11 protein-coding genes are annotated in these 14,868 nt (G+C 75.9%); 5 read left to right on the forward strand and 6 right to left on the reverse strand.

Annotated features, from left to right (window positions below):
• Window positions 1-7: 7 nt before the first annotated feature.
• From AB2U05_RS04345 to AB2U05_RS04355, 3 genes are all read right to left on the reverse strand, one after another.
• Window positions 8-4,573, reverse strand: coding sequence for a hypothetical protein (locus tag AB2U05_RS04345; RefSeq protein ID WP_369182472.1), 4,566 nt, complete (start codon window positions 4,571-4,573; stop codon window positions 8-10).
• A 60-nt stretch (window positions 4,574-4,633) separates the two neighbouring features.
• Window positions 4,634-5,509 carry a hypothetical protein gene (locus AB2U05_RS04350; protein ID WP_369182473.1) on the reverse strand — a complete coding sequence of 292 codons (876 nt, stop codon included), beginning with the start codon at window positions 5,507-5,509 and terminating at the stop codon, window positions 4,634-4,636.
• A 62-nt stretch (window positions 5,510-5,571) separates the two neighbouring features.
• Window positions 5,572-7,071: a hypothetical protein gene (locus tag AB2U05_RS04355; protein WP_045701904.1), complete on the reverse strand. Its 1,500-nt coding sequence runs from the start codon at window positions 7,069-7,071 to the stop codon at window positions 5,572-5,574.
• Between the two features lie 395 nt (window positions 7,072-7,466).
• On the opposite strand from AB2U05_RS04355, the gene AB2U05_RS04360 reads away from it, so the two are divergent.
• Both AB2U05_RS04360 and AB2U05_RS04365 read left to right on the forward strand, forming a co-directional pair.
• Entirely contained in the window at window positions 7,467-7,994 is a 528-nt protein-coding gene (locus tag AB2U05_RS04360; RefSeq protein ID WP_045710115.1) for a hypothetical protein, read from the forward strand.
• A 141-nt stretch (window positions 7,995-8,135) separates the two neighbouring features.
• Window positions 8,136-8,912: a LamB/YcsF family protein gene (locus AB2U05_RS04365; RefSeq protein ID WP_369182474.1), complete on the forward strand. Its 777-nt coding sequence runs from the start codon at window positions 8,136-8,138 to the stop codon at window positions 8,910-8,912.
• 64 nt (window positions 8,913-8,976) lie between these two features.
• Here AB2U05_RS04365 and AB2U05_RS04370 read toward each other — a convergent pair whose 3' ends face one another.
• A complete protein-coding gene (locus AB2U05_RS04370; protein WP_369182475.1) occupies window positions 8,977-9,906 on the reverse strand; it encodes an aminoglycoside phosphotransferase family protein in 930 nt (309 codons plus the stop codon).
• Between the two features lie 51 nt (window positions 9,907-9,957).
• Window positions 9,958-10,725, reverse strand: a complete 768-nt coding sequence (locus AB2U05_RS04375) for an alpha/beta fold hydrolase (protein ID WP_045710113.1) — start codon at window positions 10,723-10,725, stop codon at window positions 9,958-9,960.
• Window positions 10,726-10,848: 123 nt separating this feature from the next.
• On the opposite strand from AB2U05_RS04375, the gene AB2U05_RS04380 reads away from it, so the two are divergent.
• From AB2U05_RS04380 to AB2U05_RS04390, 3 genes are all read left to right on the forward strand, one after another.
• Window positions 10,849-11,385: a PadR family transcriptional regulator gene (locus AB2U05_RS04380; protein ID WP_045710112.1), complete on the forward strand. Its 537-nt coding sequence runs from the start codon at window positions 10,849-10,851 to the stop codon at window positions 11,383-11,385.
• Between the two features lie 60 nt (window positions 11,386-11,445).
• Entirely contained in the window at window positions 11,446-12,156 is a 711-nt protein-coding gene (locus AB2U05_RS04385) for a class I SAM-dependent methyltransferase (RefSeq protein ID WP_369182476.1), read from the forward strand.
• A 236-nt stretch (window positions 12,157-12,392) separates the two neighbouring features.
• Window positions 12,393-13,238: an undecaprenyl-diphosphate phosphatase gene (locus tag AB2U05_RS04390; protein ID WP_369182477.1), complete on the forward strand. Its 846-nt coding sequence runs from the start codon at window positions 12,393-12,395 to the stop codon at window positions 13,236-13,238.
• Window positions 13,239-13,323: 85 nt separating this feature from the next.
• Here AB2U05_RS04390 and AB2U05_RS04395 read toward each other — a convergent pair whose 3' ends face one another.
• Window positions 13,324-14,823, reverse strand: a complete 1,500-nt coding sequence (locus AB2U05_RS04395) for a hypothetical protein (RefSeq protein WP_045701877.1) — start codon at window positions 14,821-14,823, stop codon at window positions 13,324-13,326.
• Between the last annotated feature and the right edge of the window lie 45 nt (window positions 14,824-14,868).

The raw sequence follows: 14,868 nt of genomic DNA on the forward strand, positions 1-14,868 counted from the left end.
GCCCACGTTAGGGCTTTGCGGCCGCCTCCGCCGGGCGCTTGAACATCCGAGTGGCGGTGATCTCACCGTGGACGGTCGGGCCGTCCGGGTCCTGCGGGGCCGGCAGGCCGGGGCGCAGGTGCTCCTCCACCGAGATGTACTTGAGGCCCGCCCGCAGGTCCGCGTCGTTGCGCAGCCGGATCACCAGCGGGAACTCGGCGAGCGCCGTGGTGTCGAACAGGCCGGTGGTGTAGATGAGTTGGACGCCGAGGGCGTCCGCGACGGCGCGCTGCAGCTCCAGCAGGTAGGTGGCGTTGGCGCGGCCGATCGGGTTGTCGAGGAACAGCGTGCCGGCGTGCCGGAGCTGGGACTGGCCGCGGTCGTTGGCGCGCAGCGCGGCCATCGTGCAGTACAGCGCGATGGCGGCGGTGAGCAGCTGGCCGCCGGAGAAGACGTCGGACATCTGGCCGACGCCGACGCGCTCGGCGCGCAGCACCGCGTCGGGCTTGAGGATTTCGACGCTGACGCCCTTGGGGCCGATCGCGGCGGCGACGCCGCGCAGCAGCAGGGACATGCCGTCGCGGCGCAGGTCGCTGTTCTTCCTGACGGCGGCGCGGGTGGCCTCGTCGATGACCTCGCCGAGGCGCTCGACCAGGGTGGCGTGGTCCGGGTCCTCGAAGCGGATCCGCAGGAATTCCTGGCCGGACCACTCCCCCAGGCCCTCGGGCAGCCGGGAGAGCCGCTGGGCGGCGCGCAGGGTGGTGAGCGAGGACTCCACCAGGCCGCGCAGCCGGTCGACGATCGAGCCGCGGTTCTTCTCCAGCTGGGCGAGCTCGTCGGTGAGCACCCGCAGCCGGGGCGCGAAGGCGGCGGCCCAGTTGGCGGCGTGCTCGGGCAGGGCGGCGGCGGGCAGTTCGCGGATCTGCTGGCGGGCGGGGGTGCGGACGGCCTCGTAACGGGCGGCGTTGGCGTGCCGGACGAGGGCGTCGGAGGTGTCGCGGACGGCGAGTTCGGCCGAGGACAGCTCGCCGGCGGCCGTGCGCAGGCCGCGCCGGGCGTCGGTGGCGGCGGTGCGGGCCTCGGGCAGCGAGCCGAGGTAGGGCTCGACGGGCTGGCCGTCCTCCTCCGGGTGGTCGCGCAGGCCGTCGCGCAGCTGTCCGGCGAGCTCGTCGAAGTCGGCGGCGGCCGACTGGGCGGCGTCGAAGGTGCGCTGGAGGTCGGCGTGGGCGGTGCGGGCCGCGTCCAGGGCCTCGCGGCGTTCGGCGAGCCGGCCGGTGGCGGTGCGCAGCAGGGCCTGGGCGTGCTCGGGGTCGGTGGGGACGAGGTCCTCGGGCAGCTCGGTGTGCGCCTCGCCGTCCGCGGGGGCGGAGCGTTCGGCCTCGCCGCGCAGCCGGCCGAGCTGTTCGCTGGCGGCGGCGGAGCGGGCCTCGATGGTGGCGACGAGTTCCTCGGCGCGGGCGGCGGCGGCCTGGCGGGCCGGGCCGTCGGCGCCGTCCGGGCTGCCGAGCAGTTCCTCGGCGCGGGTGCGGACCTTGTTGGTGAGACGGTCGAGTTCGGCCGCGGCGGTGGCCTCGTCGCCCTCGGCGCGGGCCTGTTCGGCGCGCAGGTCGGCGCCGACGCCGACCTTCTCGTACAGCTGGGAGGCGGCGCGGTAGGCCTCGCGCAGGGCGGGCAGGGCCGCGGGGGCGGTCTGCTCGGCGGCGTCCTCGGTCTGCTCGGCGGCGGGGATCTCGGCGCGCTCGCCGCGCAGCGCGCGGCCGGTGCGGCGGGCGTCGTCGGCGGCGCGCTGGGCGGCGCGGCGGTCCTCGTCGCAGGTGCGGGCGCGTTCGGCGCAGACGCTCTGGCGGCGGTCGCACTCGGCGGCGTCCTCGGCGAGTTCGCGCTGGCGGCGGGCCCAGGTGGCGCGCTCGCGCAGGCGGAAGGCGAGGCCGGAGAGGGCGTCGGCGCGGCGGCGGGCGCGCTGGGCGCTCTCGCGGTGCTCCTCGTGGGCCGAGGCGGCGGCGGCGTGGTCGGCCTCGGCCTCGTCGTGGTCGGCGCGCAGGGTGGCGAGGGCGGCGGTGGACTGCTCGGCGTGCTCGCGGGCGGCCTCGGCGGCGGCGGCGAGCTCGGCGAGGGTGCCGGGCGGGCAGGACGCGTGCCAGGAGGCGAGGCGGGCGGCCAGCGCCCGGTCGGCGCCGAGGCGGCCGGCGAGCTCGCGGATGTGCTCCTCGCGGGCGGCGGCGCGGGTGCGCAGTTCGCGGCGTTCGCCGTCCGCGGCGGACTCGTCGTGCATGGCCGGGTTGGGCGGCACCAGGAAGAAGGCCGGCTCGTCGGTGATCGGGGCGATCAGCGAGGCGGCGGCGCCCACGGCGACGGTGGAGCGGGGCAGCAGGGCGGCGGACCGCAGGGCCTCGCGGGCGCGCTCCAGCGAGGCCGGGTCGGTGACCACGACGCCGTCGACGAGTTCGGGGCGGGCGGCGAGGATCGCCTCGTGGTCGGCCGGGTCGACGGACTGGGCGAGGTAGCGCCAGCCGGGCAGGGCGGGGATGCCGTGCTCGGCCAGGTACTCGACGGTGGCCAGCACGTCGGGGCCGGGCGGCAGCAGGCCGCCGTCGCCGAGGGCGGCGAGGATGCGGGAGTCGTCGGCGGCGGCCGTGCGCAGGTCGAAGAGGGTGCGCTCGGCGGTGGCGATGGACTCGTCGAGGAGTTCGCGCAGGTACTCGGCGTTGCGGTCGAGCACGGCGGGGGTGAGGAAGCCGGCGTCCTCCTCGGCACCCTCCTGGTAGGGCGTCAGGGAGAGCAGGTCGGCAAGGCGCTGCTCGGTGGCGAGCAGGGCGGCGGTGCGCTGCTCGACGGCGAGGGCCCGGGCGGCGGCCCGGCGGGCGTCGCCGGCTCGCTCGGCGGCGAGTTCGGCGCGGGAGGTGGCGGCGGCGGCCTCGCGCAGCCGGGCGGCGGCGCTCTCGGCGGCCGTACGGGCCTGGGCGAGGGCGGCCGCGGCGGCCTTCTCGACGTCGGCGGCGTGCAGGGCGGCGCGGGCCGGGTCGACGTCGCCGTCCGCGTCGATGAAGCCGGCCTCGACGGCGGCGGCGGTCTCCTGCTCGACCTCGGCGAGGCGCTGGCGCAGGTGCTCGGACTCGCTGCGGGCCTTCTGGGCGGCGGTGGCGGCCTCGGTGGCGTCGGACTGCGCCTTGGCGCCGTCCTCCTGGAGTTCGCTCGCGCGCTGCTCCTCGGTGTCGGCGCGGGCCTCGGCGGCCGCGGCGGCGGCCTCCAGGGCGCGGGCGAGCGCGCTGGCGGCGCGGGCGCGGGCGGCGAGCGCGGGGGCGGCGTCGAGTTCGGCCTCGCGGATGGCGGCGGCGACCCGGGCGACCCGGTCGGCGGCGGCGCGGTGGCGCAGGACGGCCTCGGCGGCCTGCCAGGCGGAGTGCAGGGTGCGGGCGTCGGTGAGTTCGCGGCGCAGCGCGGCGGCGTCGGTGGTGGCCGCGGCCAGGCCCAACGAGGCGTGCCGGTAGGTGAGTTCGTCGACGATCAGGCTGTGCCGGGTGCGGTCGGCCTCGGCGGCGGTGACGGCGCTCGCGGCGGCGGCGACCTCGATGGCGAGGTCCTGGGCGCGGTCGCGTTCGGCGGCGGCGCGGGTGCCGAGGGCCTGGGCGAGGCGGCGGGTGCGGCGTTCGGCGGTGCGGTGGGCCTCGCGGACGGACTCGCGGGCGACGGCGGCCTCGGCGATGCGCTCCAGGAGGTCCAACGAGCCCGCAGTGAAGTCGCGTTCGGCGGTGAGTTCGGCGCGGCGGCCGAGCTTGGCGGCGAAGCCGTGGACGAGGTCGGCGATGCCGTCGGTGTCGCGGGTGTCGGTGACGGCGCGCAGCAGCAGGTCGGTGAAGTCGCTGTCGTGCTTGACCGCGAAGAGGCCGGCGGCCTCGCCCTCGTCGGCGTTCATCTCGCGCTGGTAGCGGAAGAGTTCGGGGTCGAGGCCGAGTTCGCCGAGGTGTTCCGTCCAGCGGTCGTGGCCGTCCTCGAAGACCAGGTCGAGGTGCGGGTGGGCCTTGCCGGCCTCCGCCATGGCGTCGCGGAAGCCCTTCATGGTGCGGCGGCGGCCGCGGGCCTTCTGGTCGCCGGCCAGGCTGACCCGTTCGGCGACCGGCAGGGAGTCGAGGGTGAGGCCGGGGCCGGGGCGGAAGGAGTACCAGGTCTCGGCGAACTTGCGCGGGTCGGAGGAGACCTGGCGGCCGCGCCACTCGCTGACCTTGCCGACCACGATCAGTTCGCCGGTGACGGTGTGCTGCCACTCCAGGGCGACGTGGCCGCAGTCGTCGGCGAGCAGGAACTTGCGCAGCACGCCGGAGCTGGCGCCGCCGAGGGTGTTGCGGTGGCCGGGGAGCATCACCGAGAAGATCAGCTTGAGCAGGACGGACTTGCCGCCGCCGTTCTCCAGGAACAGCACGCCGGCCGGGGCGGGGCGGCGGACCGGGCCGTCCGGGTCCTCGCCGAACAGGCCGATCTGCTGCGGGGCCGGGTCGGCGACGGGCTCGCCGACGCCGCGCAGGTCGAGCACCGTGTCGGCGTAGCGGGCGCCGGCCGGTCCGATCGAGTAGAGGCGGACCCGGTTCAGCTCGTACATGTGCGGCGGTTCTCCGTGCGGTCTATGCGGTCTATGCGGTCTACGTGAGTTGGGCGGGTGTCAGAGCGAGTGGAACGGCAGGCCGGCGTCGGCGACCAGGTCGTCGGCAGTGTCGGGCGGCAGCAGGCTGGCGGTGCCGTCCGAGACCGGGACGACGCCGAGGTCGAGCAGTTCGGCCATGGCGGCGCTGCCGGCCAGGTCGCGGACCTGGAGCTGGTAGCGGGCGGTGGTGCGGTAGGTGCCGCCGGAGTCGTCGGAGACCTTCTGCAGGAAGCCGGAGTCGACCAGGAACAGCACGGCCTTGGCGACGATGCCGGTGGTGGAGCCGGAGAGCCGGCGGGCGTCCTTGGTGGCGCCGGTGGCGGTGCGCCGGGACCACACCCGCCAGGCGGCCTCCAGGCCGGGGGCGTCGGAGGCCGGGTCGGTGTTGGCGCCGTCTGCGTCGGCCTGCTCCTCCAGGCGGCGGCAGGCCTGGCGGACGAAGGAGTCGACGCCGTTGACGGTGATCCGGCCGAGGTAGCCGTCGTCGGCGAGGTCCTCGGGGCGGGGGAAGGCCATCGCGGCGACGGCGAGGTGGGCCAGGCCGTGCAGGAAGCGGTCGGTGGACTCGGTGGCGGCGCGGCGCGAGTAGTCGCCCATCCGGACGGCGAACAGCGAGTCCTCGGCGGCGGCGACGGCCATGCCGGCGCGCGGCGAGACCTCCAGGACGACCAGGCCCATGCCGGTGGCGACGGCGTCGGCGAGGCGGGCGAACGGCGGGTCCTCGCGGTGGCGGCGCACCAGTTCGGCGTACTCGGCGTCGCGGGCGGGCAGCAGCTTGGCCTGCAGGCCGAAGGAGACCAGGCGGGCGGCGTCGGCGACGTCGGCCGGGGTGATCGGCGCGGGGGCCGCGGGTTCGGTCTCGGCCGCCCAGGACGTGTCGTGGTGGGTCGTCACGGGCGGTGCTCCTCGGGGGTGGCGCGGTGGTGGTGGTTCGTCAACTCGGTCGTCCCGGCGGCTCAGCCGGCGTCCTTGCGCTCGGCGGCCATGCCGGCCGCGTCGAGCAGGGCGCTGCCGACGATCAGGTCGGCGCCGCCGAACTCCGGGTCGCGCAGCGGGGTGCCGTCGTCCACGGCGAACAGCAGCCGCTCCTCGCCCTGGCGGTAGGCGGTGCCGACCGGCGGGCTGGCGGCGTGCACGGCGAGCAGGGCGACCAGGTACGGCAGGTCCGGGTCCTGCGTGCGGGCCTCGGCGAGCAGGCCGGACAGCCGCCGGGGGGCGTCCGCGGGCAGGTCGAGCAGCAGCAGGGCGGCTTCCAGCTGGGCCTCGGAGAAACGGCTGTCGTCCGGGGTCGCGACCAGGTCCGGGTCGGGCAGCTCGGCGCCGAGGTGCTCGCGCTCGACGGGCGGGGTGAGCAGCAGGTCGACCAGGTCGGCGACCCGGACGGAGACGGGGGTGCGCAGCCCGGCGCCGCGCGCGAAGAAGGCGCCGGTGGGGCGGACGGCCTGCTCTACCGGCAGCCGCAGCACGGGGGCGAGCAGCTGCCCGTACAGGTCGATGCCGCTGCGGGCGCCGGGGGTGGCGAAGGCCTGCCGGTCCTGCTCGGCGCGGAACAGCGGGCCGGCCTCCAGCAGGCGGGTCTGCAGCTTCGTGTGGCGGCGGATGCAGTCCTTGACGATGTCGAGCAGCTCGGCGGCGCGGCGCTTGTGCTCCGCTCCTTCGGGAGTGTGGGGCTCGGCCTCGTCGCGGGCCTTGCGGATGTTGGTGAGAATCGCGTTCTCGTGCCGGTAGCGGTCGGCGATGTGGTCCAGGGCCTCGTCGATGAGGTCGGGGATGGTGCGCATCCAGTCGACGGCGCGGACGTTGCGGCGGGTCGCCTCCAGGGCGCGGCGCAGCGTCTCGGCGTACTGGACGGTGCGGTAGCGGGCCTGTTCGGCGGCGAGCTGGGCGTCGGCCAGGCGGCCGCGGCGGATCAGTACCTCGAGCTTGACCTCGGCGGCGATCTGGGCCGAGGTGACGTCGGTGTCCAGCGCGCCGACCAGGACGTTGACCGCCTCGTCGGTGGTGCGCAGGTAGACCCCGCCGTCCGGGCCGGGGACCTCCTCGATGAGCTTGAAGTCGTAGTCGCGGCGCACGTACTCGCCGTCCGCGCCGAAGGTGCCGTAGACGGCGCGGAAGCCGCGGTCCACGCTGCCGACGTTGATCATCGACTCCAGCACCCAGCGGGCGACCCGCTCGTGCTCGGCGGCGGGCCGGGTCGGGGCCTGGGCGGCGACCCGGGGCAGCAGCCGGGCGAGCACTATGTCGCGGTCGGCCCCGGTGTCGAAGTCCATGTGCAGGGTGACCAGGTCGATCGCGGCGAGGCCGACCTCGGCCATCGCGTAGCCGCCGTACTCGCCGGCCAGGTTGACCTTGCGGTTGTCCAGGTCGTGCAGCGGGGCGGTGCAGGCCAGCGCCTTGAGCCGGCGGGCCAGGCCCTCGTCGGCGGCGGGGCCGGGCGCGGGGCGCGGGGCGGGCACGCCGACGGCACCGGCGGGGCCGGACGCGCCGGCGGACGGCCGGAGGCCGGGCTCGGTGGGCTGGTCTGCGATGGCGGTCACGGTGGACAAGATTAGAGGTTCGCACCGACATCGACCGAAACGGACCTTGCGGGCGGCTCCGGACGCGGCCGGAGGGCGGGGTTCCGGCCGGATCCGGACCGTGGCCCCAACGGGATCCGGTCCGCTCCGAACGTGTGCTGAACGTGTGCTGAACGCGCGCCGAACGCGTTCGAGGGATCTCGTTGAACGCGTTCAAGAGGGTGCGTTGAACGCGTTCAAATGCAGGGTCTAGAGTCGGTTCCGCGCAGGCGGCACAAGGCCCGTCCTGCTCTCCCGGCACGCCCGACCGGCGTGCCCGTCCGGAGGTGTGCGAGATGGACGACGTCGACCCCGCGGTCATCCTGCGAAGGGCCCGGCGGTGGCTCCGGTTCTTCGTGGTGTGCCTGGTGCTCAGCGGGCTGACCGCCTTCCCGCTGGAGACCGAGAGCCGCTGGCTGGTCGAGTTCGCCTCGGGGCCGGCCGCGCCGGTGACCGACCACTTCCCGGCCGTCACGGCCTGGTTCGAACGGGTCCACCAGGGCATCGTCGAGACCGACGAGCGGTACCCCTTCCTGGCGTACGGCACCGACTGGCTGGCCTTCGCCCACCTGGTGATCGCCGCCGCCTTCTGGGGGCCGATCAAGGACCCGGTCCGCAACATCTGGGTGATCCGCTGGGCGGTGATCGCCTGCGGCGCCGTCATCCCGCTGGCGCTGTTCTGCGGGCCGCTGCGGGGGATCCCGGTGCTCTGGCGATTCGTCGACATGTCGTTCGGCGTCTTCGGCGCCATCCCGCTGCTGATGGTGCTGCGGGCGCTCCGCCCGCTGGAACGTTCCTTCATGGCACGACTGGCCGAAAGCTGAGCCGATCGGCCCGGCGGCGCCGCCCCGGGGCGCGGGGGCGGCGCCGCACGCCGGTGCGTGCGCGGGGGTCGGGTCACGGAACACGGGCTTCATCCGCAGGCCCTACCATCTGGCACAACAGCTGCTGGGAGGCGGACGGGCGTGGCCGATGCGGTGATCGATCTCAATGCGGATCTCGGGGAGGGGTTCGGGCGCTGGACCCTGACCGACGACGAGGCACTGCTGTCCGTGGTGACCAGCGCCAACGTCGCCTGCGGCTTCCACGCCGGCGACCCGTCGACGATGCGCCGGGTCTGCGCGCTCGCCGCCGAACGCGGCGTCCGGATCGGCGCCCAGGTCTCGTACCACGACCTGGCCGGCTTCGGCCGCCGCGCGATGGACGTCCCTCCGGAGGAGCTGGCCGACGAGATCGCCTACCAGATCGGCGCCCTCCAGGTCTTCGCCCGCGCCGCCGGCTCCCGGGTCTCCTACGTCAAACCGCACGGCGCCCTCTACCACCGGACCGTCGACGACTCCGAACAGGCCGAGGCCGTGGTCGCCGGCGTCCTGCGGGCCGGCGCGGTCTGCGACGGGCCGCTGCCCGTCCTCGGCCTGCCCGGCTCCCGGCTGCTCGCCGTCGCCGAGGGCGTCGGCCTTCCGGTCGTCGCCGAGGCGTTCGCCGACCGCGCCTACACCCGCGCCGGCACCCTCGTCCCGCGCCGCGAGCCCGACGCCGTCGTGCACGACCCGGAGTCGGTGATCACCCGCGCCGTGGGCATCGCCCGGGACGCCGCCGTCGAGGCCGCCGGCGGCGAGCGGATCCCCGTCGCCGCCCGCTCCCTGTGCGTCCACGGCGACACCCCCGGCGCCGCCCAGCTCGCCTGGCGCATCCGCGGCGCCCTGGCCTCGGCCGGCATCCGGGTCGAGGCCTTCGCGTGAGCGTGCCCGCCGTCCGCCGGGTCGGCGAACGGGCCCTGCTCAGCTGCTGAGTCCTGTCCGCGGCTCACCGCCCCGACAGCGCCTCGGCGACCGCCCGCTGGGCCGGGTCGAGTGCGGCCCCGGCGCCGTCCCCCGCCGCCCAGACCGCGTTCTGCAGCACCCGGGCCAGCGTCCAGGCAGCAGCGGCCGCGCGGTCCAGCTCCAGCACCTCCGTCAGCAGGTCGAAGCGCCGGCGCAGGGCGCGGGCCGGGTCGTCGGCGGCGAGCACGTCCGCCCAGCGGTTGCGCAACGCCGGGAGCAGTTCGAAGCCGGGGTGCCCGGCGAGCGGCTTGGGGTCGATGGCCAGCCAGGGCTCCGTACGGCCGCCGCCCGGGAGCGGGGCGAGGACGTTGCCGTAGTGCAGGTCCCAGTGGAGCAGCCGGTCGCCGGGCTCGGCGCGGACCTCGCGCAGGGCGGCCGCGCAGTCGGCGAGCAGCCGCCGCTCGGCCGGGTCGGCGAGGGCGCCGACCGCCCCGGGGGCGGCGCGCAGCAGCCGGTCCGCGACCTGCGCCAAGTCCCGGAGCCCGGCTGGCGCCTGATGGAGCGTCAAGTCCCGCAGCAGCTCGGCCAGGACGCGCAGGGCGGCCTCGCCGTCCGGCAGGTCGAGCAGCGAGCGCCCGGCGTCCAGACGCTCCAACAGCAGGCTGCCGGTGGCGGGTTCGTGCGCGAGCAGGCGGACGGCGCCGCGCCCGCCCCAGGCCCGCAGCGCGAGCGGTTCGCCCGCCGTCTCCTCGTCCACCGGCTGCAGCTTGAGGACGGCGGGCGTGTCGTCGGCGCGGCGCACGGGCAGCACCAGCGCGACCGCGCCGTGCGCCGGCGGGCCGTCCGGGCGCAGCTCCCAGCGCCGCAGCAACTCCCCGGCCAGCGCGGGCAGTCGGGCGGACCAGGCCCGCCCGTCCGGGCCGAAGAACTCCTCCAGCGACGCCACCAGCGCGGACGGGACGACCACGGGCATCGGCGGGCTCCTCTCGAACGGTCCGGTCGGCCAGCCTAGGGGGCCTGCGGTTCAGGCCGCGAGCGCCGCCGCGGCCGCCGCCGCGAAGCCGTCCGGGTTGTCGATCATCAGGTTGTGCCCGCAGTCCGGCAGCGCCACCACCCGCACGCCCGCCGCGCGCAGCCCGTCCGCGTCACGGGGTTCGCCGTCCGCGAGGGGGTGGAGGAAGGTGCGCGGGAGGTCGAGGCCGAGCAGCATGTCGCGCATGGTGGGGACGGTCGCGCGGGCCAGGTGGACGGCACTGCGGTGCAGCGCCTCGGGGCCGGCGAGGCGCATCGTGGACCACCAGAACGGGCCCACCCGCTCGGCGACCTGCTCGCGCCCGCCGGCCAGGAACTCCGCCTCGGTCCAGCTCGCGATGCCGCTGCTGCCCGGCCGGGCGGGCGCCGGGGCGATCGGGTCGAGGTTGGCGTCGGCGAGGACGAGCCGCGCCACCAGCCGCGGGTGCCGGTGGGCGAGCACGATCGCGACCGCCCCGCCCATGCTGTGGCCGACCACCTCGGCGGCCTCGACCCCGGCGGCGGTGAGCGCCGCCGCGACGGTGTCGGCGTGCTCCTCCAGGGTGTACGCGCGGTCGGCGGGCCGGTCGCTGAGGCCGAAGCCGAGCAGGTCGAGCAGCAGCGAACGGCGCCCGGCGAGCAGCGGGTGGGTGGCGGCGGCCGCGAAGTAGGCGGGCGAGGTCGCGCCGAGGCCGTGCAGATAGACCCGGGCCGGTTCGGCGCCGGGCAGTTCGACCCAGCGGATCCGGTCGCCGTTCGGGGTGACGGGGGCTTCGCGCACTGCGGGGCTCCTTCTCCGGGTTCTCCGGGACCGCCCCGAAGCCCCTCGACCATACCTCGACCGCGAGGTATAGCGGTAGCGATATACCCATAGGCCGAGGGACGGATCTGCGACAGTGGGCCCATGCTGAAGCTCGCCATCCTCGGATTCCTGTACGACCGACCGCTGCACGGCTACGAACTGCGCCGCCACCTCAGCGCCCTCACCGGCCACGTCCGCCCGATCAGCGACGGCACGCTCTACCCCGCGATCAAACGCCTGGAGACCGCCGGCCTGCTGGTCCGCGAGACCGAGCCGGGCACCGCCGCCGCACCCCGGCACACCCTGCACCTCACCGAGGCCGGACGCACCGCCCTGCGCGACCGGCTGCGCGAGCCCGAGCCGCTGGACATCAGCGACGAGAACCGCTGGTTCACCCTGCTCGCCTTCCTGCGCCACCTCGCCGACCCCGCCGCCCAGGCCGCCGTGCTGCGCCGCCGGCTGGCCTTCCTCGCCGAGCCGGCGAGCTTCTTCTACGAGGGCGAACGCCCGCTCGGCGCCGAGGAGTTCGCCGACCCGTTCCGGCGCGGCCTGCTCCTGGTCGCCCGCGCCACCAGCGAGGCCGAACTCGGCTGGCTGCACGCCACCCTGGCCGAGCTCGGCGAGCCCGCCGCAAAGTGACCGAAACCCGCCGCGGCAGCGGGCTTCCACCCCCGAACCACCCGTGTTCGGATGGCGGACATGAGCGATGACACGCACACGAGCGACGAGCGGCGCCCGGGCTACGACGGCACCGGACCGGGCGCGATCACCCCGGACGGCTGCGCCGTCGAGATGTGGCTGCGCCTCCCGGCGGGCGACGCGCCGGACGTCATCGAGGCCGCGGTGCCGGCCGGCGCACACATCCTCGAACTCGGCTGCGGCGTGGGCCGGATGACGCACCCGCTGGCCGACCGCGGCTTCACCGTGACGGCCGTCGACGAGTCCGCCGACATGCTGGCCCGGGTGCGCCCGCAGGTCCGCACGGTGCGCAGCCCGATCGAGCGGCTGGACCTCGGCGAGCGCTTCGACGTCGTCCTGCTCGCCTCCTTCCTGGTGCACGCCGGTGACGCGAAGGTCCGCCAGGGGCTGCTGGAGACCTGCCGCCGCCACGTCGCCGAGGACGGCTGCGTGCTGATCCAGCGCGAGGGCGCCGACGTGCACCGGAGCGTGCCCCGGGAGACCCCGGTCGGCGCCGGCCTGGCCCGGGTCGTCTCCTCCACGCCGGTCGGCGACGGCGTGCACTCCGTCCACGTCGAGTACGAGTTCCCGGACGGCCGCTGGACGCAGACCTTCCTGTCCCGCCCGCTCAGCGACGAGCAGTTCGAGCGGGCGCTGGCGGAGGCCGGGCTGCGGATCGAGACGTACCTGACCGAGGACCGCGTCTGGGTCCGGGCCCGGCCGACCGGCTGACGCCCGGGGAGCCCCGGAAGCCCCGGAAGCCCCGACGGCCCGGTACGCAAAGCCCGATTAAAGGGTGAACCAAGAACTGTCATCTTCACCCCGTACTATCGGGCCGCGCGCCGGGCCGGCACGCGGCCGGGGGGTCGCACGGGCAGCGGCACGCCCGTACGCCCGCCCCCGACCCGCGAGGACCCGACCATGCCGCACCCGCACCACGACCGACCGACAGCCGCGGCGGGTGCCCGGTGATCGACTGGTTCCACGGGGCCGTGCTCGGCCTGATCCAGGGCCTCACCGAGTTCCTGCCCGTCTCCTCCAGCGCCCACCTGCGGGTCTTCTCCGCCCTGCTGGGCTGGGACGACCCGGGCGCGGCCTTCACCGCGGTCACCCAGCTCGGCACCGAGACCGCCGTGCTGATCTACTTCCGCCGGGACATCGCCGCGATCGTACGGACCTGGGCGCTGTCGCTGTTCCGCCCGGCGCTGCGCTCCGAGCCGGACGCCCGGATGGGCTGGTTCGTGATCATCGGCACCCTGCCGATCGGCATCCTCGGCAAGCTGTTCCAGGACAGCATCGAGACCCACCTGCGCGACCTGCGGATCGTCGGCACCACCCTGATCGTCTTCGGCCTGGTCCTGGCCTTCGCCGACCGCATCCGCGCCGTCCGGCACGCCCGGCCGATCACCGACCTCACCCTGCCGCACGCCGGCGCCTTCGGCTTCGCCCAGGCACTGGCGCTGATCCCCGGGGTGTCCCGCTCCGGCGGCACGATCAGCGCGGGCCTGCTGCTCGGCTACAGCCGGGAGGCGGCGGCCCGCTACTCCTTCCTGCTCGCGATCCCGGCGGTGCTCGCCTCCGGCGCGCTGGAGCTGTTCAAGATCGGCGAGGGCCCGGCGCCCGCCTGGGGGCCGACGGTCCTGGCGACGGCGATCGCCTTCGTGGTCGGCTACGCGGCGATCGCCTGGTTCCTCAAGTACGTCTCGCACCACAGCTTCGTGCCGTTCGTGGTCTACCGGGTGCTGCTCGGCATCCTGATCATCGGACTGGTCGCGGGCGGCGTCCTGGCGCCGGACGCGGGCTCGATCAAGTAGAACGGCGTTTCAAAGAGACCGGCCCGGAGAACAGCGGTGGGCCGGGACACCCGTCCCGGCCCACCGCTCTCGCGTCTGATCGGCCCTAGCGACCGAACTCCCGGGCCTTGGTCAGCCGCCCCCGGACGGCGGCGTGGACCTCGGCCTCCTCGGCCGGGTCGGCGGCGAGCCTGCGCAGCCGCTCCAGCACGCGCGCGTCGCCCGTGGTGGCGACATGGCGCGCGGCGAGCTCGCGCGTGGACTCCTCGCAGTCCCAGAGGCACTCGACGGCGGGCCCCTCGGGGAAGTGCACATCGGTGGCGGCGAGCGCCTGGGCGGCACGGCCGCGCAGGTCGGAGGAGGCGGCCTCCCCGTAGATGTGGCGCAGCACGGGGACGGCGTCCGCGGCGGCCAGCCGCCCCGCACCGTCGACCAGCGAGCCGAGCCCGCAGCCCGTCACGCCCTTGGCCGAGATCCACCGGCGCAGGCCGGCGACCACCAGGGGCGCGTCGGCCGGCTCGCCGACGTCCGCGAGCAGCCGGACGGCGGCCTCGCCGAGCGCGCTGTCGGCGGCGCCGCCGGCCGGGTCGGCCCAGCGGCGGGCGTGGGCCAGCACCTCGGGGCCGCGCATCCGGCCGAGCAGTTCCAGGGCGGCCCGCACGATCCGGTCGTCCACGTCCGCGGCGGCGGCCTCGATGAGCTCGATGGCGGCCGGGTCGCGCTGGTCGACGAGGTGGCGCAGGGCGGCCCGGCGGGCGCCGGGCAGGCCGCCCGCGGCGGCCTCCAGCAGCAGCGGGCGGTCCTCGGGCCGCACGACGGCGGTCAGGCAGCGGGCGGCCGCGGCCGCGCGGCGGTCCACCGCGTCGGGGGCGGACGGGTCCTCGGCGGGGCGCGGCTGCTCGGACCGGGCGAGGAAGGCGCCGGCGCCCAGGCCGCCCAGCTCGCCCTGGTCGGCCCAGGCCAGCACGTCGGCGGTGGACCAGCCGGGCGTGACGCCGCTGCGGTTGAGCTGGCGCTGCCAGAGGTCGAAGGGGGACTGTTCGCTGGCCGCCGCCACTCTCGGGTGGTAGGCCGCCCACAGCCGCCAGGGCCGGGGCTCGTACGCGTTGCGGATGAACTCGCGCAGCTCGGCGTCGCCCTCGGGGCCCGGCGGGAAGCGGTCCAGCACGGCGGTGCCCAGCAGCAGGAGGCCGCGGTCGTCGTCGCGCAGGGCGAGCTCGTCGAGGGCCCAGGCCCAGTTCGCGCCCGTGGCGGCGTACTCGCGCAGCATCAGCAGCGCGTCGCGACGGCCGTAGGCGGCGAGGTGGCCGAGGACGGAGAGGGCGAGACCGGTGCGGCACTCGTCGTCGCTGACGAGGTCCTCGGCGGAGTGCAGGTGGTCCTCGATGCCGTCGAGCGGCGCTTCGAGGTCCATGTAGATGCGGGCGTAGTACAGAGAGCGGCTCTCGACCTGCCAGTCGGCTCGCGGATCTCTGGTGACGCACTCCTCCAGGGCGGCGATGGCCTCGGTACGGTCGGCGGCCAGCGCGTGGAGCTGCCCGTCACCGCGGCCTCGCTGAAGGAGGCCGAGGAGGCTGGCACTAGGTGCTATCACTGGCTCGAACATGAGGTCAGCATCCGTTGCGGCGGTCGTAGTGGCAACGGGATTTCC

The sequence above is a fragment of the Streptomyces sp. Y1 genome (assembly GCF_041053115.1).
GTDB classification, from domain to species: Bacteria; Actinomycetota; Actinomycetes; order Streptomycetales; family Streptomycetaceae; genus Kitasatospora; species Kitasatospora rubellomurina.